Origin of the sequence: Gemmobacter nanjingensis, from assembly GCF_014652195.1 — a bacterium.
Lineage (GTDB): Bacteria > Pseudomonadota > Alphaproteobacteria > Rhodobacterales > Rhodobacteraceae > Gemmobacter > Gemmobacter caeni.
In genome coordinates this window covers 76,225-100,200 of sequence record NZ_BMYI01000012.1, presented here as the reverse complement: position 1 = coordinate 100,200, position 23,976 = coordinate 76,225, and the positions used below count along the sequence as shown (strand labels likewise).

Below are 23,976 nucleotides of genomic sequence, written 5' to 3'. Positions count from 1 at the left end.
GACCGTTGATCCATCCCCCGTGTCTATCGTCAGGCGGCGGTTTACGTTAAGGTTCACAGGGTTGAGTGGTGTGGCCGCAGCTTTTGGGCGGTTGCCGGATTGGTGAAAGTGGATGTCGGACAAGGGGTTTGAACCGTCGGGGATTTCGGAAACCGACATTGCAATTGTCGGGATGGCGGCGCATCTGCCCGGTGCGCCCTCGGTCGAGGCGTATTGGCAGAACCTGCGCGACGGGATCGAAAGCATCCGCCATCTGACCGAGGCCGAATTGCTGGCCAATGGTGAAAACCCGGCGAAGCTGCGCAACCCGAATTATGTGCCCGCCGCCGCGCCGCTGGACGGCTTTGCCGATTTCGATGCCGATTTCTTCGGCTTCTCTCCGAAAGAGGCTGCGATCCTTGATCCGCAGCACCGGCAGTTCCTGGAGGTGGCGTGGGAGGCGATGGAGAACGCGGGTCATGTGCCCGAGGCGTTCCGCGGCGCCATTGGTGTTTATGCCGGTTGCGGCATGGGCAGCTATTTCTACTTCAACCTCTGCTCCAACCGCGATCTGGTCGACGGCACCGGCATGTTCCTGCTGCGCCATACCGGAAACGACAAGGATTTCCTGTCGACCCGCGTCAGCCATATCTTCGACCTGAAGGGGCCGAGCATCAACCTTCAGACCGCCTGTTCCACCTCGCTGGTGGCGGCGCACTATGCCTCGCAGGCGCTGCTGAATGGCGAATGCGACATGGCGCTGGCGGGCGGCGTGACCATCGAACTGCCGCAGGGCCGGGGCTATGTGTTCCACGAGGGCGAGATCCTGTCGCCCGACGGCCACTGCCACGCCTTCGACCATCGCGCGCAGGGCACGGTTTTCGGCTCGGGCGCGGGTTGTGTGGTGCTGCGCCGCGCGGTCGATGCGATCCGTGACGGCGATCATATCTGGGCCATCGTGAAGGGCAGCGCAGTCAATAATGACGGCGCGGCGAAGGCGGGCTATCTGGCGCCCTCGGTCGAGGGGCAGGCGCGGTGCGTGGCCGAGGCGCAGGCGATTGCAGGCGTGACCTCGGATACCGTCGACTATGTCGAATGCCACGGCACCGGCACCTATCTGGGTGACCCGATCGAGGTGGCGGCGCTGACGCAAGGCTTTGCCGAAAGCGCGCAAAGCGTGGGCACCTGTCGCATTGGCAGCGTCAAGACCAACATCGGCCATCTGGATACTGCCGCCGGGGTGGCGAGCCTGATCAAGGTCGCGCTGAGCCTGCATCACCGCGAGATGCCGCCCAGCCTTGGCTACGAGGCGCCGAACCCGGCGATTGATTTCGAAACCTCGCCCTTCCGGGTGAATGACCGGCTGACCCCGTGGGAGGGCAAGGGCCGCCCGCGTCGCGCCGGGGTCAACAGCCTTGGCGTCGGCGGCACCAATGCCCATGCCGTGCTGGAAGAGGCGCCGGGCCGAGAGGTGTCGGACGCCTCCGACTGGCCGTTCCAGCCCATCGTGATTTCTGCAAAATCGAAGACCGCGCTGGATGCGCAGGCAGTGCGCCTGGCGGCACATCTGCGGGCACACCCGGAACAGCCGCTGGCTGATGTGGCCTTCACGCTGAAGGAGGGCCGCCGCGCCTTTGAAAAACGCCGGGTTCTGGTGGCTGAAAGCCATGCCGGGGCTGCCGATCTGCTGGAGGGCAAAGACCCGCGCCGGGTGTTCAGCCATGACTGGCTGGGGGATGACCCGGAGGTCGTGTTCATGTTCCCCGGTGGCGGGGCGCAATTCGCCGGAATGGCCCGGGATCTTTACGATACCGAACCTGAATTCCGCGACTGGATGGATCGCGGCCTTGCGGTGCTGCAACCGAAGCTCGACTACGACATCCGCGCCCTCTGGCTGCCCGAACCGGGGCAGGAGGCAGCGGCCAATGCGCGCCTGAAACGGCCCTCGGTGCAGTTGCCACTGATCATGATCGTCGAATATGCGCTGGCGAAGCTCTACCAAAGCTGGGGCGTGCAGCCTGCCGCGCTGATCGGGCATTCCATGGGTGAAAATACCGCCGCCTGTCTGGCCGGTGTGATGTCTTTCGAGGACTGCATAGGCCTCGTGCATCTGCGCGGGCAGTTGTTCGATACCGTGCCGCCGGGTGGGATGCTGTCGGTCCCGATGGAGGAGGCAACACTGCGCCCGCGTCTGACCGGCGATCTGGATATGGCCAGCGTGAATGCGCCGGGGCTCTGTGTCGTCTCCGGCCCCGATGCGGCGCTGGCAGACCTGGCCGCCGCCCTGGCGGCGGATGAGGTGGAAACCCAGCGCATCCTTATCGACATCGCCGCGCACAGCCGGATGCTGGAGCCGATCCTGGCCCGCTTCGGCGCCTATCTTCGGTCGATCCCGCTGCATGGGCCGGAGGTGCCTGTAATCTCCAACCGGACCGGGCTGCCCCTGACGGCGGCAGAGGCGACGGACCCCGATTACTGGGTCCGCCATCTGCGCAACACGGTGCTGTTCCGGCAGGGGATGGAGCATCTGACCGCGACGCCGGGCCGGGTGTATCTGGAGATGGGGCCGGGCCGCGCGCTGTCATCGCTGGCGCAGGCCAATGGCGTGGCACCGGGGCAGGTGGTCGCGGCGCTGCGCCACCCCGAACAGCAGATGGCGGATGATGCCTGGCACATGGCCAGCATCGCCCGGCTTTGGGCCTGCGGCGTGCCGGTGGACTGGGAGCCGGTCTGGGGCGGGGCGCGGCGCCGGCGCGTGCCGCTGCCGGGCTATGCCTTCCAGCGCAAAACCTATTTCGTCGAACCGGCGCAGCCGCAGGCCGCCGGGGTTGAGGAAACACCCGCGCGGATCGCGGATGTCGCGGGCTGGGGCTGGCGCCCGGTCTGGCGTGCCCGTGCCGCCGAGGAAGAGGACGAGCCCGCAGCGCACAGCTGGCTGGTCTTCGCCGACGAGGCGGGGCTTGCCGTGCCGGTCGTCACGCGGTTGCGTGCCGAGGGGCATCGCGTGACCGTGGTGCGCAGCGGCGATGCTTTCGCCCGTGATGGTGAAGGGAACTATACCCTCAATCCTGAACGCGGGCGCGAAGGCTATGATGCGCTGATCCGCGATCTGGTCGCGCATGGCCATGCCCCCGACCGCATTGCGCATTTCTGGCTGGTGACGGAGCGCGAAAGCTTCCGACCCGGATCAAGCTTCTTCCATCGCAATATCGAACAGGGCTTCTATGCGCTGATGTTCCTCGGGCAGGCGATTGCCGGGGAAAACCTGCCTCAGCCGATCCACATGACCGTGGTGACCAGCGGCGCGGTGCAGGTCGCGGACGAAGGGCTGCCTTACCCCGAGAAGGCCGCGATTGCGGGGCCGGTGCGGGTGATCCCGCGCGAACTGCCGGGAATGACCTGCGCGACGCTGGACCTGCGGCTGCCCGTCCCGGTGCGCGGCTGGCGGGCCAAGCCCGATCCGGCGGCGATGGAGCGTTTGGCGGCCGAGGTCTGCGAGGATTTGCTTGCCCCGCCGGGTAACCGCATGGCGGCGCTGCGCGATGGCAAGCGGCTGGAGCGCGGGCTGAGGAAACTGCCGCTGCCAGAGGCGCGGCTGGACCTGCCGGAAGGTGCGCCGGTGCTGATCACCGGCGGTTTCGGCGGTATCGGGCTGACGCTGGCCGAAAAGCTGGCGGTTGCAGCGAAGGCAAAGATCCTGCTGATCGCGCGGCGCGATCTGCCGCCGCGTGACGACTGGACAGCGCATCTGGCCCGGCACGGTGCTGCCGATCCGCTGTCGCGGCGCATCCTCGCGGTGCAGCGGCTGGAAAGCCTTGGCGCCGAGGTGCGGGTCGCCCGCGCCGATGTCTGCAACACCGAGGAGATGCGCGCGGCGATCACGGAGGCGGAGGCCGAATTCGGCCGCATCCGCGCGGTGATCCATGCGGCGGGTGTGGTGGACGACGGCCCGCTGCTGACCAAGAGTCCGGCGGCGGTGGAGGAGGTCTTTGCGCCGAAGCTGCACGGCACGCAGGTGCTGGATACGCTGTTCCCCGATGGGACGCTGGATCTGCTGGTGCTGTTTTCCTCGACCTCCACCATCACCGGCCCGGCGGGGCAGGTGGATTATGTGGCGGCGAACGAATACCTGAACGCCTTTGCGCAGGCACGGGCTGGGGGCAAGACGCGGGTTCTGGCGCTGAACTGGGGTATCTGGTCCGATGTCGGCATGGCGGCAGAGGCGTTGGCAGACCGCACCGGCAACCGCCCACCCGCGCCGAAACTGCCGGTCAGCGGGCGCCCCCTGCTGGCCGAGAGCACCTTTGACCGCGAGGGCGCGCGGCTTTACGAGACCGATCTGAATACCGGAAGCTGGCTGCTGGATGGCCACCGCACGACGGCCGGTCAGGCCCTGGTGCCCGGTACCGGCTATCTGGAAATCGCGGCCGAGGCGGCGGCGGAAGAAGGCTGGGCGGCCTTTGAACTGCGCGATCTGATGTTCTTCCGCGCGCTTGAAGTGGCGGATGACGCGCAGCGCGCGATGCGGTTGCGACTGTCCGCCACGGACGAGGGCTTTGCGTTCGAGGTCCGTTCTGCGCAGGACTGGCGCGGGCGGCAGGGGTTTGCACTGAACGCGCAGGGGCGGCTGATGCCGCTGCGGGGAACGGCGGCCACGGTCGATCTGGCGGCGATTGCCGCGCGGATGGGACCGGCAGCCGAGGATGCGAGAGGCATCCGCTCGCCACAGGAGGACCACCTTGCCTTCGGTCCGCGCTGGCGCGTGCTGCACCGCATGGCGCTGGGGCAGGGCGAGGGGCTGGCGGTGCTGACCCTGCCGCTGGCAGCGCAGGTCGATCTGACACAGGGCTGGCTGATGCATCCGGCGCTGATGGATCTGGCGACCGGCTGGGCCATGGGCCTGATCGAGGGCTACCGCCCCGACCACCTCTGGGTGCCGGTCTCCTATGGCCGGGTGCGGGTCTGGGGGCCGATCCCGGCGCGGGTCCACAGCTGGGTGCGCAATGCTGCCGCCAACCGGGGCGAGGGACCGGTGGCGGTATTCGACGTCACGCTGGCGGACGACACCGGCCGCGTGCTGGCCGAGATCGAGGGCTTCACCATCCGGCGGCTGGAAACCGGCTTTGCCGCACCGCCACTGGCCGAACGCGATCTGACCTTCGACACCGATCCCGCAGGCGCCCGCCCGGCCTCGCCGCAAGAGGAGCGGCTGCTGCACAACCTGTCGCAGGGCATCCGCGCCGAAGAGGGCGCCGATGCCTTCCTGCGTGCCGTGGCAACCGGGCAGTCGCAGGTCATCGTCTCGTCGCTGGACCTGCCCGCGCTGGTGCGGCAGGCTGACCGGGCCGAGGCCGCCGCACGACCGGAGGGGCAGAGCTTCGCCCGCCCGGATCTGGACAGCGACTATATCGAGCCACGCAATGACATCGAACGCACGCTGGTCGGCTTCTGGCAGGATCTGCTGGGCGTCGGGCAGGTCGGGGTCGAGGATGATTTCTTCGCGCTGGGCGGGCACAGCCTCATTGCGGTGCGCCTGTTCGCCATGGTGAAAAAGGCGTTCCGGGTGGATTTCCCGATCTCGGTGCTGTTCGAGGCGCCGACCATCGCCGCCTGTGCCCGTCTGATCGAGGAACGCATCGGTCCGCAGGACAGCGTGGCCGAAAAGGCGCCGCAGCCGACCCGTCGCTTCACGCATCTGGTTGCCATGCACGAAGGTGCGGGCGGGCCGAAGCAGCCGTTTTTCCTTGTCGCGGGTATGTTCGGCAATGTGCTGAACCTGCGGCATCTGGCGCAGCTTCTGGGTGGGGATCGGCCGTTCTATGGCCTTCAGGCGCGCGGGCTGTTCGGCGAGGATGAGCCGCACCGCACCTTGCCCGAGGCCGCCCGTGACTACATCGCCGAACTTCGGCAGGTGCAGCCTCAGGGGCCTTACCTTCTGGGCGGGTTCTCGGGTGGCGGCCTGACCGCATGGGAAATGGCGCGGCAACTGGAGGCGGAGGGTGAGGCGGTTTCGCTTCTGGTTCTGCTCGATACGCCGCTGCCGTTGCGCCCGCCGCTGTCCGGTCGCGACAAGGCGCTGATCAAGCTGGCAGAGCTGAAGATGCGGGGGCCGGGTTATCTGCTGGACTGGGCGAAAGCGCGCTGGGCCTGGGAGGTGCAGAAGCGTCGCCCCAAAGCAGTGACGGAAACTTCAAATCAGTTCCACAACGCGGAAATCGAAGCCGCCTTCCGGGCCGCCCTGCCGCAATATGCACTGCCGCTTCGCAAAGGGCCGACCGCCCTGTTCCGTCCGCCGCTGGACCGCAAGTGGAAGGTGTCTAACGGTCAGTGGGTCAGCGCCGCGAAGGAATATGTGTTCGCAGACAATGACCTGACCCGTTTCGCCCCGGCGCTGGTGGTGCAGGAGGTTCCGGGCGATCACGACAGCATGGTGCTGGAGCCGAATGTCCGCGTTCTGGCAGCGCGTCTGCGCGAGGCGATTGCGGCGGCCGAAGCCCCGGCCCCGCATCTGCGCGAGGCGGCGGAGTGACGCGATGCCCCGGCTGCTGACGGTCATTCTCAACTGGCGGACGCCTGACATGACGCTGCGCGCCTGCGAGGCGGCGCTGCGCGAAATGGCCGGGCTTGAGGGCGCCATCACCATCGTTGACAATGCGTCGGGCGATGGCTCGTTCGAGGCGATGCAGGCAGGCGTCACCGCGCGCGGCTGGGACCGTGGCGCGGTGCCTGTGCAGGTGCTGCAATCCGGACGCAACGGCGGCTTCGGCGCGGGCAACAACTTTGGCATTCGTGCGGGCCTGCCGGGCGATGTGCGGCCCGATTACGTCTATATCCTGAACTCGGATGCTTTCCCCGATCCCGGTGCCATCCGTGCGCTGCTGGATCATCTTGAGACCCATCCCGCCACCGGCTTCGCGGGCAGCTATATCCATGGGGATGATGGCGCGCCGCATCGCACAGCCTTCCGCTTTCCGACCCTCTGGTCGGAACTTGAAGGCGCCGCGCGCTTCGGCCCGATCTCGCGCCTGTTGCGACGCCATATCGTTGCCCAGCCGATCCCGCAGGCGACCACGCGGGTCGACTGGCTGGCAGGTGCCAGCCTGATGATGCGGCGGGAGGTGCTGGACCGGATCGGGCTGTTCGATGAAACTTTCTTCCTTTACTTTGAGGAAACCGACCTGTGCCTGCGCGCGGCCCGTGCGGGGTGGCCCACCGATTATGTGCGCGGCTCCGAGGTCACGCATATCGGCTCGGTTTCGACGGGCATGAAGACCTGGAGCCGCATTCCGCAATTCTGGCTGGACAGCCGGCGCCATTATTTCACCAAGAACCATGGGCATATCTATGCCGCTGTCGCGACGCTTGCCCATGTGGCGGGCGGGGTCTTGTGGCGGCTGCGCCTGCTGGTGCAACGCAAGGACCGGGGCGATCCGCCGCATTTCCTGCGCGATCTGATCGTGCATTCCTTGCGGCGGGTCGGGCAGCGCGATCCGGGGTAAACCCGGAGGAAGAATGGTGTGCGCCCCTTGCAACAGGGGCATCGCCGCCCGCAAGGGGCGGAAGGAGTGTATGATGAACCCGGTGTCCTGTTACCTGATCGGCAATGAAAGCCTGACGCGCGAATGCGGTGCGATGTGGCTGGCGCGTGGCCATGCCATTGCGGCGCTGATCACCCGCAATGCGGATGTCGCCGCCTGGGGCGTGGGGCAGGGGCTGACGGTCATCGCGCAGGAACCGGGGTGGGAGACGGGGCTGCCTGGCGCGGTGGACTGGCTCTTGTCGGTGGCCAACCTCTCGCTGGTGCCCGAGACCGCCTTGCAATGCGCGGCGAAGGGCGGCGTGAACTTCCACGACGGGCCGCTGCCGCGTCATGCCGGTCTGAACGCGCCGGTCTGGGCCATTCTGGGCGGCGAGTCGGAACATGGCATCACCTGGCATCGCATCACCGATGGCGTGGACGAAGGCGCTATTCTGGTGCAGCGCCGCTTTCCCATTGCCGCGACCGATACTGCGCTGACGCTGAACACCCGCTGTTTCGAGGCAGCTTTGGACAGCTTCGCCGAGGTGATGGCGGCGCTGGAGGCCGATGCGCCGGGCGTGGCACAGGATTTCACACAGCGCAGCCTGCATCTGCGGACGGATCGTCCAGCTGCGGCAGGACGGATCGATTTCACCCAAAGCGCGGATCAGGTGGCCGGGCTGGTGCGGGCGCTGGATCATGGCAGCTATTGGAATCCGCTGACCACGGCAAAGCTGTGGGACGGGCGGCGTTATGTCGTGGCAGGCGGGGCTGAGGTGGTGCCCGGTGTCGGTGTGCCGGGGCAGGTGCTGGCGGCGCGCGAGGATGCCGTGACGGTGGCCTGCGGCACAGGCGCAGTGCGGCTGTCGCGGCTGACCTGCCAGAAGGGCTTCCCGGTTTCAGGTCTCAGCCTGCCGAACGCGCTGACATCGGCCAGCCCGGCGGAGGCAGAGGCCCTGACCCGCGCGCTGGCCGGGGTGGTGCCGAAGGAACTGGCGCATCGCAGGGCGCTGCTGACGCTCGACCCCGCCGAGGTGCCGGGGGCCACCGCCGCGACGGCACCGGAAGTCTGGAAATCGGTTCCGCTGTCCCTGCCGTCACTGGCACTGGGCGCCCTTGGAGCGGTGCGGCTGTCGGGCAAGCCGGTGGCCGATCTGGCCTGTGGCGCGGCCCATGCGACGGAGGGCATCCTGTCGGACTGGGTGCCGCTGCGGGTGGCGGCCGAGGGCCCGCTGCCCGAGGCGCTGGACCGGGTGGAGGCAGCCTTGCAGGCGGCCGGGCTGCATCCGGCCTTCGCGCTGGACTTGCTGGCGCGTGAGCGGCGGCTGTTCGGGCTGGCCCCGCCCGCCTTTGGCATTGGCCTTGCGCCGGTACCGGGCACGGTGGTCACGCTTTCCCCTGACGCGCTGCATTATGACGCGAGCCGCCTGAGCGTGAAACAGGCGGAGGCGCTGGCTGCACGCCTGTCAACCTTTGCCGCTGCCGCGCAGGGCGAGGCGCGGGTGGAAAGTCTGCCGGTTCTGACTGACGCGGAGCGCGAGGCGGCGCTGGTCGCCCTGAACCGCACGGCGACATCCTATGACGCCACGCAATGCGTGCATCAGGCGTTCGAGGCGCAGGTGGTGCGCAGCCCCGAGGCGGTGGCCGTGGTTTTCGAGGGCGAAAGCCTGACCTATGCGCAACTGAACGCCCGGGCCAATCGTGCCGCGCATGTGCTGGCGGGTATGGGAGTTCTCCCCGGCACGCTGGTCGGCCTGCATTGCCGCCGCTCGCTCGATCTGCTGGTGGGCGCGCTGGCCATCCTCAAGGCGGGGGGCGCCTATGTGCCGATGGACCCTGCCTATCCGGCCGAGCGCACGGCCCTGTTCATCGAAGACAGCGTCTGCCCGGTGATCGTGACGCAAGGCGCACTGTCCGCGGCCTTGCCCGCTGGTCCGGCGCAGCTGTGCCTTGATACCGATGCCCGGCTGGCCACGGCGCCCGAGGCCAATCCGCACAGCGGCGTCACCTCCGCCGATCTGGCCTATATGATCTATACCTCCGGTTCCACCGGACGCCCCAAGGGGGTGATGGTTGAACATCGCAATGTGGCGAATTTCTTTGCCGGGATGGATGACCGCATCGACCACACGACAGGGGCGGTCTGGCTGGCCGTCACCTCGTTGTCCTTCGACATCTCGGTGCTGGAACTGTTCTGGACGCTGGCGCGCGGGTTCAAGCTGGTGCTGACCAGCGACGAAAACCGGGCACTGGTATCGAACGGGCGCATCGGCTCGGCGAAGGGGATGGAGTTTTCGCTTTATTACTGGGGCAATGACGACGGCGCCGGGCCGAAGAAATACGAATTGCTGCTGGAGGGCGCGAAATTCGCCGACAGCCACGGCTTCTGCGCCGTCTGGACGCCAGAGCGGCATTTTCACGCCTTCGGCGGTCCCTATCCGAACCCTGCGGTCACGGGCGCGGCGGTCGCGGCGGTCACGAAGAACATCGGTGTGCGGTCGGGTTCGGTCGTTTTGCCCTTGCATCACCCCGCACGGGTGGCCGAAGATTGGGCCGTGATCGACAATCTGACAAACGGGCGGGCCGCTTTGGCCGTCGCCTCGGGCTGGCAGCCGGACGATTTTGTCCTGCGCCCCGAAAACACTCCGCCGAATAACCGCGCCGCGATGTTCGAGGGGATTGAGCAGGTCCGCCGCCTGTGGCGGGGCGAGACTGTGGATTTCCCGACGAAAACCGGAACCTTTGGTGTGGTGACACAACCGCGCCCGGTGTCGAAGGAGCTGCCGGTCTGGATCACCACCGCCGGTAACCCTGCGACCTGGCGCGAGGCAGGCGAGATCGGTGCCAATGTGCTGACGCACCTGTTGGGCCAGAGCATCGAGGAAGTCGCCGACAAGATCCGCATCTATCACGACGCGCTGCGCAAGGCGGGCCATGATCCGGCGGATTTTAAGGTGACGCTGATGCTGCACACCTATGTTTGCCGCGACCGCGATCAGGCGCGGCGGGTGGCGGAAAAGCCGATGAAGGATTACCTCGCCTCGGCCGTGGGCCTTGTTAAGCAATATGCCTGGGCCTTCCCGGCCTTCAAGAAGCCGCAGGGCATCGAAAATCCGCAGGACATCGACCTGCGCAGCCTGTCGGACGAGGAGAACGAGGCGATCCTCGATTTTGCCTTCCACCGCTATTTCGAGGATTCGGGCCTGTTCGGCACGGTCGAGGATGCGCTGGACCGGGTCGAAAGCCTGAAACGCATCGGCGTGACCGAGGTGGCCTGTCTGATCGACTATGGCATCGCGCCCGAGGCGGTGATGGAGGGGCTCTATCCGCTGGCCGAGGTGCTGCGCCGCGCCAATGCGGGCGGGGAACCTGCGGCAGACGATTTCTCGATTGCCGCGCAGATCCTGCGCCACAAGGTGACGCATCTGCAATGCACGCCCTCAATGGCGCGGATGATCCTGATGAATGCCGAGGCTGGTATGGCGCTGGGGCAGGTAAAGACCCTGATGCTGGGCGGCGAGGCGCTGCCGGGCGCTTTCGTCCGCGATCTGCGCAAGGTGACCGGGGCGCGTATCCTCAACATGTATGGGCCGACCGAAACGACGATCTGGTCCACGGTCGAGGAAGCGGGCGATGGCGAAGGCGTGGTGAACATCGGCACCCCCATTGCCAATACACAGGTCTATGTGCTGGACGACCGGCAGCAGCCGGTGCCCCCCGGTGTGGCGGGCGAGTTGTGGATTGGCGGCGATGGCGTGACGCGCGGCTACTGGCAGCGCGAAGATCTGACGGCGGAGCGCTTCCTGCCCGATCCGTTCGGGGCAGGCGGCCGGATGTATCGCACCGGCGATCTGGTGCGGCTGCGGAGGGATGGCAGGCTCGACTATCTCGGTCGGGCCGATTTCCAGGTGAAGCTACGCGGCTACCGGATCGAACTGGGCGAGATCGAAAGCCGGATGGAGGCGCTTCCGGGCGTCACGCAGGCGGTGGTTCTGGCACGCGAGGATCAGCCGGGCGATTTGCGGCTGGTGGCCTATTACACTGGCACGGCACAGGAAACTGCGCTGCGGACGGCGCTGGCTGACAGCCTGCCCGAACATATGGTGCCCGCGCATTTCCTGCGGCTGGAGGTCTTTCCGCTGACCCCCAACCGCAAGGTGGACCGCAAGGCGCTGCCCGCGCCGCAGGTTCAGGTGGCGGCGGTGGTGCACGAGGCGCCGCAGACGGGCCTTCAGGCGCAGATCGCCGAGGTCTGGCAGCGCGTGCTGGGTGTGCCCAAGGTCGGCGCGAAGGATAATTTCTTTGCACTTGGCGGGCATTCGCTGCTGGCGGTGCAGGCCCACCGGGAATTGCGCGACGGTCTGGGGCTGTCGAAGCTGTCGATCACCGACATCTTCCGCTTCCCCGTTCTGTCCGCACTGGCCGCGCATCTGGGGGACGCCGTGAAGCCCTTGGCTGCCCCTGCTGCCAATACAACCGCGCCGCCGCCGGTGACGGAAGACCGGGCGGCCACGCGGGCCGACATGATGGCGCGGCGGCGTGCGCTGCGGACGGGGCGCGATGGCTGATCTGAAGGCGTTGTCTGTTGCGGCACGGGATCTTCTGCCCGCGGCCGTCGGGGTTGGTGTCAGCGATCCGCAGGGTGATCATCCTCCCTTTCCGGGCGAAGAGGCGAGCGGCCTGCCCCAGCGGCTGGCCGAGTTCCGCGCCGGTCGAGTGGCGGTGCGCGAGGCGATGGCGATGATTGGCCTGCCGCCCCTGCCGGTGCCGATGGGTGAGGACCGCGCGCCGGTCTGGCCCAGGGGGCTGATCGGCTCGATCAGCCATTCGGCGCAGCTTTGCCTTGCCGCCGTCGCCGTGCCCTCGCCCCTTCGGGGGCTTGGTGTCGATCTGGAACCGGCGCTGCCGCTGGAGGACGATCTGCGCGCGGCGGTCCTGCGCCCCGAGGAAGAGCATTACGACCCGCACAGGGCCAAGCTGGCCTTTGCAGCCAAGGAAGCTGCCTACAAGGCGCAATATGGCCTCAGCCGCACGCTGTTCGATTTCCATGTCCTGTCGGTCGATCTGCAACCCGACAGCTTCACGGCGACATTTCAGGAGGAAATCACCCCCTTCCGTGGCGGCCATATCCTGCATGGCAGATGGGCCGAGGTGGCGGGCCATTTCCTGTGTACGGTAACGCTCTGATCTTTTCGCGGCGCTGCGGCGCCGCTATGACAGGATCATGCGCGAGACCCTGACCCAGATCTACGAAGCCCGTGTCGCTGCCGGACGGCTGCGGCCCGATCCAGCCCAACATGCAGTATTGCCGATCCTTGAGGATCTGCGCCGCTGGCTGGAGGAAAACGCCACCCGCAAGGTGGGGCTGTTCGCGGGCCTGTTCGCCCGCCCGGTGACGCCACCCAAGGGGCTGTATCTTTGGGGCGGGGTGGGGCGCGGCAAGTCCATGGTGATGGATCTGTTTGTCGAAAGCCTGGACATTACGCAGAAGCGGCGGGTGCATTTCCATGCTTTCATGCAGGAAATCCACAAGGGTATGCATGAGGCGCGACAGCGCGGAGTGGAAGATGCGCTGAAGCCTGTGGCTGACCGCGTGGCCAAAGATGTGCGCCTGCTGGCCTTCGACGAAATGCAGATCACCGACATTACCGATGCGATGATCGTCGGGCGGCTGTTCCAGCTGCTTGCCGATCAGGGCGTGGTGATCGTGACCACCTCGAACCGGGTGCCCGAGGATCTCTACAAGAACGGGCTCAATCGCGGGCTGTTCCTGCCCTTCATCGACTGGCTGCGCGAGAGGTTCATCGTGCACGAGCTGGAGAGCCCGAACGATTACCGCCAACACCGGCTGCAAGGGGCGCAGGTCTATTTTCATCCGGCAGGGCAAAGCGGCCCGGCGATCGAGGCGATCTGGCGCGATCTGGTGGGCGGGGTCTCTGGTCAGCCGCTGCTGCTGGAGGTGAATGGCCGACAGGTGGAAATTCCGCGCTTTGCCAATGGCGTGGGGCGCGCAACCTTCTGGGATCTCTGTGCCCGTCCGCTGGGACCGGCGGATTATCTGGCCATCGCGCAGGCCTTGCGCGTGCTGGTGCTGGAGGATGTGCCACAACTTTCCGCCTCGAACTACAACGAGGCGAAGCGCTTCGTGACGCTGATCGACGCCTTGTATGAGGCAAAGGTGCGGCTGATCTGTTCGGCGGCGGATGTGCCCGAACGGCTTTATGCCGAGGGCGCCGGGGCGTTTGAATTTGAACGCACCGCCAGCCGTCTGCGTGAAATGCAGGATGCCGCCTGGGGCAGCGAGGCGGCGGCGGAGTAACCGCCGCCGCGAAGGCTCAGAACGGCACGAAGGCCTTGGCTGCAGGGTCGTATTGTTCCAGCCCGCCTTCGCCGATGTCGTTCCACAACCCGTGCAGGGTCAGGATTTCCGATTCGACGGCTTCGCGCACGAAGGGGAAGGTCATCAGGTTTTCCAGGCTGACCAGCACCGCTTCCTTTTCCAGTGCGCGGGCGCGGTCGGCATCGGGCAGATGGGCAACCCGTTCATAACCGGGGCGCAGAATATCCATCCAGCGGCCGACGAAGCTGGTTTTTTCCAGCAGTTGCGGCGCGTGGCCGGAACACATGTCGTCGCAGCCCTTCACGCCCCCGCAATTGGAATGGCCGATGACGATGACATGCGCCACTTTCAGCGCCGTCACCGCATATTCGACCGTGGCCGAAGTGCCGTGATTGCCGCCATCGGGGCTGTAAGGCGGCACGAGACCGGCGATATTGCGGTGGATGAAGAACTCGCCTTCATCCGCACCGAAGATCGAGGTCACATGTTGACGCGAATCGCAGCAGGAAATGATCATGGCGCGGGGATGCTGGCCATGGGCGGCGAGGCGGCGATACCAGGCCTTGTTGTCCTGATAGGTCGTGGCCTTCCAGCCTGAGTAGCGGCTGACAAGGTAGTGCGGCAGCGGTCTGGCGTATTCCATCGGGGCCTCCGTCAGATCTGGCAGAATGTGGCCCGGCAATACGATGCAATCGCAGAAAATTCGAGAGGTTTCTTTTACAAGCCGCAACCTTTTGTTCAGCCTGCCCGCGCAGGATGGACGCGGGTGTGAAACAACGGGTTGGGTGACGCCATGAGCGTTCAGGTAACGGTCCTTCGACCGAAAGAGCAGTTGCGGCAGGATGTGGAGCCTGTTGCGGCCATGTATCGTGATATGGGCACCGCGCAGGCGGAACAGGTGGTGACGCGCGCGCTGGGGGAGCTTGCGCTGACCATGGCGGGGCTGGCGCAGCAGGTGCGCGGCCATGACATGACGAACCTGTCACGCCAGTTGCGCAGGCTGCAACGTATGTCTGAACATATGGGCATGATCAGCCTTGGCCTTGTGGCCGCCGATGCCCGCGATTGTCTGGAACAGGGCGATTCGACGGCTTTCGCGGCGGTCTGGGCGCGGCTGTTGCGGGTGGCCGAGCGGTCTTTGGTGGTGGACAAGGACGTGCTGGACCAGAGCCTTTAGCGGGGCTTGCGGGCGGCGGTGGAACGGCTAGGCTTCGGCCGATCTGGAAGGAGTTGCCATGACCCCCGCATTCGCCGATCCGCAAAGCCTCTCGCGCCCGCTGCATGTGGTGGCTGCCGACGATCTGGAACGCTGGCTGGAGGCCGCGCCGCCCGGTCTTGCCGTCTGGGCGCGGGACAATGCCTTCAGGGCCGGTCTGGGCGATGTGCTGCCCCTGCCGGGCGAGGGTGGGGTCATGGCCGGGGCGCTGATCGGGTTCGGCACCGCGAAGACCCGCGCGCGCAGCCGGTTCGGCCTGTCGCGTGCGGTCACCACCCTGCCTGCGGGCGACTGGCATTTCGAGGGATTGCCGCCGGATCACGCCGCCGAGGCGGCTCTGGGCTGGCTGCTGGCACAGTATCGGTTCGACCGTTACAAACCTTCGACCCGCATTCTGCCGGGCCTGAAATGCCCGGCGGGTGTGGATGAGGCGCAGATTCTGGCGATGGCGGCGGGGGAATATCTGACCCGCGACCTGATCAACACCCCCGCACAGGATATGGGACCGGCCGAGCTTGAGGCGGCCTTCCTGGCGCTGGCCGGGCGTTTCGGTGCCGCGACCCAGATTGTCGCGGGCGAAGCGCTGGAGCGGGACTTCCCGATGGTTCATGCGGTCGGCAAGGGATCGGACCGGGCGCCACGTCTGATGTCGCTGCGCTGGGGGCAAACGGGGCCGAGCCTGACGCTGGTCGGCAAGGGGGTGTGCTTCGATACCGGCGGGCTGAACCTGAAACCGTCCTCTGGCATGCAGCTTATGAAGAAGGACATGGGCGGCGCGGCAACGGTCATGGGGCTGGCGCTGATGATCATGCAACTGGACTTGCCCATCCGGCTGCGCGTCATCGTTCCGGCTGTGGAAAACAGCGTGTCGGGCCGTTCGATGCGGCCGAAGGACATCCTGCGCTCGCGGAAGGGACTGACGGTCGAGGTAAATGACACCGATGCCGAAGGACGGCTGGTGCTGGGTGACGCGCTGACATGGGCGGCAGAGGAAAACCCGGAGCTTCTGGTCTCGATGGCGACGCTGACCGGCGCGGCGCGGGTGGCGGTGGGGCCGGATCTCGCCCCCTATTACACCGATGACGCAAGGCTGGCAGCGGCGCTGGAGGCGGGGGCTGCCACAGGTGCCGATCCGGTGTGGCGGCTGCCGTTCCATGATGCCTATGAAAGCGTGATCGAGCCGGGGATTGCCGATCTCGACAATGCGCCGGGCTTCGGCTTTGCCGGGTCGATTACTGCCGCGCTGTTCCTGCGCCGCTTTGCCGATCATCCGCGCTATATGCATTTCGACATTTACGGCCATACGCCCAGCGATGCCCCGGCCCGGCCCAAGGGCGGCGTGGGGCAAGGCGCGCGGGCGCTGCTGTGCGCGCTTCCTGATATGCTGGGACTCTGATTTGGACCGGCGCCTGACCCCCGCAAATGCCCGTGCCGCGCTGGACAGCTTGCGCGGGATTGTCGATGCGCCGGTCTATGTGCCGGGTGAACCCGCGCGGGTTCTGCCGGCTGTTTCGGATCTGCTGAAAACGCCCGAAGGCGCGCGGGACCGTCAGGTGCTGCACGGCGAGGTGATGACGGTCATTGACAGGCATGAAGGCTGGGCCTTCGTGCAGGCGGCGAAGGATGGCTATTGCGGCTATCTGCCGGACAGGGCGTTGGGCGCGCCAGAGGCGGCAACTCACTGGGTCTGTACCCCGTCAACGCATCTCTACGAAGGGCCTAAAGTGCAGCACCGCGCATTGATGCAGCTGCCGATGGGGGCCAGGCTGAGGGTCATCGGGCAAACCGGCCCCTGGGCGGAAACGGCGGCAGGCTTTGTGCCCGCAATGCATCTTATGGCGCTGGGGCAGCACCATCCGGACCCGGCGCGTGTGGCGCAGAGGTTTCTGGATGCGCCCTACCTTTGGGGCGGCAATTCCGTGGCCGGGCTTGATTGTTCGGGGCTGGCCCAGCTTGCCTTCGCCGCCTGCGGGGTTTCACTGCCCGGTGACAGCGATCTGCAATCCGCCTGCGGGCGGGCCATCGCGGCCGAAGAGCCGCTGCGCCGCAATGACCTTCTGTTCTGGAAGGGTCATGTTGCCATCGCCCTGTCCGCGGACCACATGATCCACGCCACTGCTTCGGTCATGGCGGTGACGGAAGAACATATCGGTGAGGGTATCGCCCGTATCCTTGCGGCAGGGGAGGGGCCTGTGACGCACCGGCAGCGGATCGTCTAGCCTGACGGCCTATTCGATGGGACGGATCAGCTTGCGGTCAAAGACACGCAGCACGGCCACCAGATCATGCCCGCGTCGCAGCACCTGCCCGCCTTCCCCGATCACGGCATAGGCCCCCTGTTTCTGCCGCAGCTTCGGGCGCTTCTCGATCCGGTACAGCGGCACTTCGGCAGTGCGGCGGAAAACCGAGAAGATCGCAACATCGCGCAGGGCAGAGATCGCATAATCGCGCCACTCGCCTGCGGCGACCATGCGGCCATAGACCGAAAGGATCTGGCCCAGTTCCATCCGGTCGAAACGCACAACCTCTGCCGAAGTCGAGGGCAGCGGGATTGGGGCAGGCGGCACGGGAGGCAGGATCGACATGTCATGATGCTGTCACCAACCCTGCCGCAAATCAAGCGGTCTGGCGGCGCGGCCCTTTGGCCTCAAGCTTGCCGCGATCTTCGTCAAAAGGCCCGGATGGCACCATGATTGCGCCGCGAATCCGGGGGATGGTGAGAGCAGGGTGAAAGCCGGGGTCGATGGACGAAAGCCCCCACCCAGCCTGTCGGCCCCGGTTTTTGCCTGTGAGTGGCCCCCCGGACAGCCCTTTCGGCTTTTCGGGGGGTCTTGTCATTTGGCCAGCGCGTGCGCCGGGCGGTCAGGCGCCGGGGAAGCCTTCGGCAAGCCGGATCTCGCCCGTCTCGATCCCGCGCCAGTTGCGCTGGACCGCAGCGAGCCGCCGCCGGGCAGCGGGATGCGCCGGGTCCAGCACGCCAAGGCGCACCAGAAGTGCGGCGATGGCGGCCTCCGACGCGCGGCTGTTGCCATCGATGATCTTCAGCGCAATGCCCATCCTGCGTTCGGGCACGATAGCGACGAATACCGCTTCGGCTCCGGTCTTGATCGTCACGCGGCCGCCCATGGCACGCATCAGCTCGGTACAGGCACGACCTTCACCACCCACAAGTTCGGGAAATTCTGCCATGGCGCGCGTCAGGCGGTGCGCCGCGCGGTCGCGGGCATCTCCCGTGCCGGTGGCGGCGGCGAAAGAGGCCATGGCGCGGGCAAGGCCATGGACCGTGGTGGCGAAGTTCGGGGCCGAACAGCCATCGACACCCCAGCCGGGGCTGGCCTCGCCCGTCACCTCTTCAAAGGCGGCGCGGATGGCGCGTTGCAGCGGATGGTCGATTTCCACATATTCAGGGCCCGCCTTCACATGACGGCTGTAGGTCAGGAAGCCCGCATGCTTGCCGGAACAGTTGTTGTGATACTGGCAGGGCTCGTCCCCCGCACGGATCAGCCGGTCGCGTTCCGCCCGGTCTGACGGCTCGTGGCTGCCGCAGCGCAGATCGGCCTCGGCCAGACCCAGACCCTCCATCCAGGCGCGCACCGTATCGACATGCAGCGCTGCGCCCTGATGGCTGGCGCAGGACAGCGCGAGTTGTGCCGGGCGCAGACCCGCCGCATCGGCGGCCCCGCTTTCGACCAGTGGCAGCGCCTGCAACATCTTGCAGGAGGAGCGCGGAAAGATCACCGCACCGGGGTCGCCCCAGCTTTCGACGATCGCGCCGGTTTCATCGCAAATCACTGCATGGCCGCTGTGGCTGCTTTCCGGCAGCCCCCCACGCCAGAGTTCGACCATCCGCACCGCTGCTGTCATTTTCATCCTCACAGATGCGCGATTCCTTGCCCAGCAGACTTTCGCGCCTTGCCATTTTCTTGTTATGCAGGGATATCGGGTGAAATGCCCGCCCGCCACAGGAAAAGCCGGAAGAACGGTACTGGCGGGGCGGCAGAGGCAAAGACACGGCTGGAGGCTGTATCAGATGACATCCCTTCTCGCACGCACGCTTGGCGGGGCAGCGCTGGCATTCGTTGCGGTGACCGGAGCGCAGGCGCAGGAATCGACCAACCAGGTTGCGGTTCAGACCGACTGGTCTGTGTTCGTGGAACCCAAGGATGGCAAGCCCAAGGAATGCTGGGGCGTTTCGGTTCCCAAGGAAACGGTGAACAGCCGGGACGGCAAGCCTGTCTCGGCCCGCCGTGGCGACATCCTGCTGTTCGTCACCTATCGCGCAGGCGGTGGTGGTCGTGGCGAGGTGAGCTTCACCGGCGGCTATCCTTTCGCCAGCGGATCGACCGTAACGGTGGATATTGGCGGCACGACCTTCGATCTGTTCACCGATGGCGAATTCGCCTGGGCCGCGCCGGAACAGGATGCGTCCATCCTTGCGGCGATGAAGAAGGGCAACAGTGCCATTCTTTCGGCCCGGTCCGGGCGCGGGACGCAGACCAAGGATACGTTCTCGCTGCGCGGCTTCACCGCAGCGATGGACGATGCGGCCAAACGCTGCCAGTAAGGCGGTGATCTGGTCCCCCGCAGGCCGCCTTCGGGCGGCCTTTTGCGTTTCGTCGCCCAAGCCCCTTTGGCAAAGGCGGCGATTTCCTGTATGAACCCCCTTCATCCGAAGGAATCCGTTGCCATGAACGCCCCGAATCCCATGCCCGAGGCTCCCGCTGCCGTCGCCCCGATCACGCAGGACGTGCTGACCATCCCGCGCAAACTGCCTGAGGGCGGGTTGCGCAATCTCGTCGGCCTCACGCGCGATCAGTTGCGCGACGCGCTGATTGCGGCGGGCACGCCGGAAAAGCAGGCCAAGATGCGGGTCGGGCAGATCTGGCAATGGATATACCATTGGGGCGTGCGCGACTTCGCCGCGATGACCAATCTGGCGAAGGATTATCGCGCGCTGCTGGCCGAGCATTTCGAGATTTCGGTGCCCGAAGTGGTGACGCGGCAGGTCTCCGCCGATGGCACGCGGAAATATCTGCTGCGCATCGCGGGCGGGCACGAGGTCGAGGCGGTCTATATTCCCGAGGAAACCCGTGGGACGCTGTGCATCTCCAGCCAGGTTGGCTGCACGCTGACCTGTTCGTTCTGCCACACCGGCACGCAAAAGCTGGTGCGCAATCTGACAGCGGCGGAAATCGTCGGTCAGGTTATGGTGGCGCGCGACGATCTGGGCGAATGGCCGGTGCCGGGTGCGCCGAAGGATGAGACGCGGCTGGTATCGAACGTTGTGCTGATGGGCATGGGCGAGCCGCTTTACAACTTCGACAATGTGCGCGACGCGATGAAGGTGGTGATGGATGGCGAGGGCATCAGCCTGTCGCGTCGCCGCATCACCCTTTCCACCAGCGGCATCGTGCCGGAAATCGCCCGCACGGCCGAGGAAATCGGCTGTCTGCTGGCGATCAGCTTCCATGCCACCACCGACGAGGTGCGTGATCGCCTGGTGCCGGTGAACAAGAAATGGAACATCGCCACCTTGCTGGACGCGCTGCGCGACTACCCGCGCCTGTCGAACAGCGAGCGCATTACCTTTGAATATGTGATGCTGAAAGGCGTGAACGACAGCGATGCCGATGCAAAACGCCTGGTGAAGCTGATCGCGGGCATTCCGGCCAAGATCAACCTGATCCCCTTCAACGAATGGCCCGGTGCGCCTTATGAGCGTTCCGACTGGGAGCGGATCGAGGCCTTTGCCGACATCGTCTACAAGGCCGGTTACGCCAGCCCCATCCGTACCCCGCGCGGCGAGGATATCATGGCGGCCTGTGGCCAGTTGAAATCGGCGACCGAACGCGCGCGCAAGTCGCGCGCCGAAATCGCGTCGGAAGCCGGGCTGTAAGCCCGGCGCCGGTCAGACGAAGACGATCTGATCGCGGTCAGCCCAGACCAGATCGGTGAAGCGCAGATGCGCCTCGCCGATGGTGATTTCCAGCTTGCGACCACTATAGCGGCTGAATACCGGCTCAGCCTCGCCGTCGATACGGATCGAGTCGGTCCCTGTGTCGAAGCCCATGATCCGGTCGATGCCCTTGTCCCGCGCCGGATCGATGATCACCACATGGTCCCAGCCGCTCAGGCGCAGCACGTCATCCCCCCGACCGCCACTCACCTCAGCGTAAATGCTGTTCCTGCGGACGACCAGCACATCGGCGCCCGATCCCCCGAGCAGGGTGGAATTGCCTCCGATCATCTCCAGCCGGTCATCGCCCGCGCCGCCCGACAGGATGTCATTCCCCGAGGTCGAGATGAGCGTGTCATTTCCGCCGTCACCATGAAGCAGATCATCCCCGTAATCATAGCGACCGCTGTCCGAGGTAATGTGGTCGTCGCCCGTTCCGCCGCGGAGCAGATCCGAACCCGAGCCGCCTTGCAGCGTGTCACTGCCCGCGCCGCCGAACAGTAACTCGTCCGCCCAGCCGCCGGTCAGGCTGTCGTTCCCACCTTCACCATAGAGCCTGCCCTGCGTATCTGTCAGGACGTCAGCGCCACGACCACCCCGGAGAACATCATCCTCCCCGCCGCCGATGATCGTATCATTCCCGCCCATGCCCGAGAGGGTGCTCTGGCCAATGGGGCCAAGCAAGAACTCCGAGCGGCTGCTCATTTTCAGACTTACGCCGAAGCCGTCCGCCTCAACCTGCCAGCCTTTCGTGTTCAGTGGCTGGCCATAAAGCTTCTGAAGCGCCTCAGTATCCAGGGAGCGGTAGCTTGAGAAAAAACTGTTCCCGCTTTGCGTGTAGGACATCAGGGTATTGCTGCTGTTGTCATGCTGACCCGGCAGGGTGACCGAGCCTTCGAACGGGTGCTTCAGACCAAGAGCATGGCCCAGTTCATGCAGCATCACCTCGAAAGCGAAGGTTCCGGGCGCGTAACTGGTGTTCTGCGGAAAATCCAGCACGAGATCCCCGCCGCTTGGCAACGAGCCGTCTACCCAAGGATAATTGGCCCAGCCCGCATAGCGATTGGTGCTGATGGAGTTGTAAATGTCGATCATCGCCCCGCCGGACTCGCTTTCAACCAGCAGGATCCCGGCGGTTTTCATGGCGATGTCGGCGGCCTTACGGAATTCTTCGCGCTGTGCCGCGTTGAACGGAATATAGCGGTCACTGTCGTAGGGGTTGACGTCGGACAGTGAGGGCAATTCCTTTTTAGACAGAAAGGAATACGTCACGACAACGGGCGTCTTGAGATCCGTGAGGGCGTTCCAGCGCGCGCTGGGGTGCTCAAGATAGGCCAGCAGGGCGCGCGAGCTGCCTGCGGGGGGCGCGGGAATCTCTGCGCCGGGGCCATCATCCCCTTCACCCGGACTTTTGGCACCAAGCACACACAACAGACACATGCACGGCCTCCTACTGGCAAGATACAACCTTGGGGCGTGAACTTAGTCTGTGGGCAGGAGTGGCACAAGAGGCGGTGACCGCCGCTGAGGGCCGTGCCGCCCTGTCGGGTCAGGCCGAGCTCAGGATGCGGCTACCTTCGAAATCGAACCATTGCGGCAAGTCTGCGCTTAGGCGCCTGGGTGGCGCTTTGCCTGCTGCAATCCATAATTGCTGTGGCAAGCCGGAATGCAGCGCGGAACAGACACGGGCGCGGGGTTCTCTGGCTTGTCTGTGGCGCGCCTGCTGCTAACCTGCGGCCATGTCTCAGCTCCCGCTTGTTCCCAACGCCCGCGCCCGGCGCATTTTTCTGGACCGTCATGCGCTGGCCGAGGCGCCGTCAGGTGTGGCCAGTGGTGCGGCGCTGCATGAACTGATCACCCGGATCGGGTTCGTGCAGGTGGACAGCATCAACACCGTATCGCGGGCGCATCACATGATCCTGTGGGCGCGGCGTCAAAGCTATCGCCCCGAGGCGCTGGCCCGGCTGATGGAGCGTGACCGGCTGCTGTGGGAACACTGGACCCACGATGCCTCGATCCTGCCGGTGGCGTGGTTTCCGTTCTGGCGGCGCCGGTTTGAACAGGATCGCGCCCGTCTGGTGCAGCGCTGGACCGGCTGGCAGCGCGCGGGATTCCACGAGAAGTTTGACGAGGTGCTGGCACGGGTTGCTGATCATGGTCCCGTCACCTCGGCCGATGTGGGGGAGGGGGAGGCGCGCGGGTCTGGTGGCTGGTGGGACTGGCATCCGTCAAAGGCGGCGCTGGAATATCTGTGGCGCGTGGGCGAGCTGTCGGTGACGCGGCGCGACGGGTTTCGCAAGGTTTATGACCTGACCGAGCGGGTGATCCCGGCGGAATGGCGTGACCACCTGCATGATGATGCCGCGGTTATCGACTGGGCCTGCAATACCGCGCTGGACCGGCTGGGCTTTGCAACACCGGGCGAGCTGGCGGCCTATTGGGCTGCTGTCACGCCGGATGAGGCAAAGGTCTGGTCCGAAGCCGCGCTGGCCTCGGGCGCTGCGATTCGTGTCGCGGTGGAAGGGGCCGATGGCAGCCTGCGCACCCATCTGGCCCGTCCCGATCTGCCGCAGTTCGACCCGCCCGAACCGCCGGGGCGCCTCCGCATCCTTTCGCCCTTCGATCCGGCCCTGCGCGACCGCAAGCGGGCCGAGCGACTGTTCGGGTTTCATTACCGGATCGAGGTTTTCGTGCCCGAGCCGCAGCGGCGGTTCGGCTATTACGTCTTTCCGGTGCTGGAGGGCGCACGGCTGGTGGGGCGTGTGGATGCCAGGGCGCAGCGCGACCGGGGCGTGCTGGCGGTCCGTGCCTTCTGGCCCGAGGCCGGAGTGTCGATGGGAACGGGACGCCGCGCGCGGCTGGAGGCGGAACTGGATCGCCTCGCCCGGTTTTGTGGCTGTGATAACGGCGTCGAATTTGCCGCCGACTGGCTGCGCGACCATCTGCCGCCTGAACGTTGAGGCCGG

15 protein-coding genes are annotated in these 23,976 nt (G+C 66.0%); 11 read left to right on the top strand and 4 right to left on the bottom strand.

Annotated features, from left to right (window positions below):
• Positions 1-112: 112 nt before the first annotated feature.
• The 5 genes from IE126_RS17490 (at position 113) to zapE (ending at position 13,817) form a co-directional block, all read left to right on the top strand.
• Positions 113-6,508 (top strand): type I polyketide synthase, encoded by a 6,396-nt coding sequence (locus IE126_RS17490; RefSeq protein ID WP_189381734.1) that lies wholly within the window; start codon positions 113-115, stop codon positions 6,506-6,508.
• Positions 6,509-6,512: 4 nt separating this feature from the next.
• A complete protein-coding gene (locus tag IE126_RS17485; RefSeq protein ID WP_108129706.1) occupies positions 6,513-7,478 on the top strand; it encodes a glycosyltransferase in 966 nt (321 codons plus the stop codon).
• 73 nt (positions 7,479-7,551) lie between these two features.
• Positions 7,552-12,066: a MupA/Atu3671 family FMN-dependent luciferase-like monooxygenase gene (locus IE126_RS17480; RefSeq protein ID WP_189381733.1), complete on the top strand. Its 4,515-nt coding sequence runs from the start codon at positions 7,552-7,554 to the stop codon at positions 12,064-12,066.
• Entirely contained in the window at positions 12,059-12,685 is a 627-nt protein-coding gene (locus IE126_RS17475) for a 4'-phosphopantetheinyl transferase family protein (protein WP_189381732.1), read from the top strand. The genes IE126_RS17480 and IE126_RS17475 overlap by 8 nt, the downstream gene beginning before the upstream one ends.
• 37 nt (positions 12,686-12,722) lie before the next feature.
• Complete coding sequence (gene zapE / locus IE126_RS17470; protein WP_189381731.1) at positions 12,723-13,817, top strand: cell division protein ZapE; 1,095 nt, start codon at positions 12,723-12,725, stop codon at positions 13,815-13,817.
• Between the two features lie 16 nt (positions 13,818-13,833).
• On the opposite strand, the gene IE126_RS17465 is transcribed toward zapE, so the two are convergent.
• Entirely contained in the window at positions 13,834-14,481 is a 648-nt protein-coding gene (locus IE126_RS17465) for a carbonic anhydrase (protein ID WP_108129710.1), read from the bottom strand.
• Positions 14,482-14,631: 150 nt separating this feature from the next.
• On the opposite strand from IE126_RS17465, the gene IE126_RS17460 reads away from it, so the two are divergent.
• From IE126_RS17460 to IE126_RS17450, 3 genes are read left to right on the top strand one after another with little or no spacing between them, the layout of a single operon-like run.
• The gene (locus tag IE126_RS17460; RefSeq protein WP_189381730.1) at positions 14,632-15,015 is read left to right on the top strand and encodes a hypothetical protein; all 384 of its coding nucleotides are present in this window, start codon (positions 14,632-14,634) and stop codon (positions 15,013-15,015) included.
• A 58-nt stretch (positions 15,016-15,073) separates the two neighbouring features.
• Positions 15,074-16,450 carry a leucyl aminopeptidase family protein gene (locus IE126_RS17455; RefSeq protein ID WP_189381729.1) on the top strand — a complete coding sequence of 459 codons (1,377 nt, stop codon included), beginning with the start codon at positions 15,074-15,076 and terminating at the stop codon, positions 16,448-16,450.
• Between the two features lies 1 nt (position 16,451).
• Complete coding sequence (locus tag IE126_RS17450; protein ID WP_054302737.1) at positions 16,452-17,273, top strand: C40 family peptidase; 822 nt, start codon at positions 16,452-16,454, stop codon at positions 17,271-17,273.
• A 9-nt stretch (positions 17,274-17,282) separates the two neighbouring features.
• Here the strand turns inward: IE126_RS17450 and IE126_RS17445 are convergent, their stop codons facing one another.
• On the bottom strand, positions 17,283-17,639 hold the full coding sequence (locus IE126_RS17445) for a DUF2794 domain-containing protein (RefSeq protein ID WP_108129712.1): 357 nt from the start codon (positions 17,637-17,639) through the stop codon (positions 17,283-17,285).
• A gap of 277 nt (positions 17,640-17,916) precedes the next feature.
• A complete protein-coding gene (locus tag IE126_RS17440) occupies positions 17,917-18,918 on the bottom strand; it encodes an asparaginase (RefSeq protein ID WP_189381728.1) in 1,002 nt (333 codons plus the stop codon).
• A gap of 166 nt (positions 18,919-19,084) precedes the next feature.
• Between IE126_RS17440 and IE126_RS17435 the strand changes: the two genes are divergently transcribed.
• Entirely contained in the window at positions 19,085-19,618 is a 534-nt protein-coding gene (locus tag IE126_RS17435) for an invasion associated locus B family protein (protein ID WP_054302739.1), read from the top strand.
• A 141-nt stretch (positions 19,619-19,759) separates the two neighbouring features.
• Positions 19,760-20,950, top strand: a complete 1,191-nt coding sequence (gene rlmN, locus IE126_RS17430; protein ID WP_108129764.1) for a 23S rRNA (adenine(2503)-C(2))-methyltransferase RlmN — start codon at positions 19,760-19,762, stop codon at positions 20,948-20,950.
• Between the two features lie 12 nt (positions 20,951-20,962).
• On the opposite strand, the gene IE126_RS17425 is transcribed toward rlmN, so the two are convergent.
• Positions 20,963-22,450 (bottom strand): hypothetical protein, encoded by a 1,488-nt coding sequence (locus tag IE126_RS17425; RefSeq protein WP_054302740.1) that lies wholly within the window; start codon positions 22,448-22,450, stop codon positions 20,963-20,965.
• A gap of 299 nt (positions 22,451-22,749) precedes the next feature.
• Here IE126_RS17425 and IE126_RS17420 point away from each other — a divergent pair, with 299 nt between their 5' ends.
• Entirely contained in the window at positions 22,750-23,970 is a 1,221-nt protein-coding gene (locus tag IE126_RS17420; protein WP_189381727.1) for a winged helix-turn-helix domain-containing protein, read from the top strand.
• Positions 23,971-23,976 lie beyond the last annotated feature (6 nt).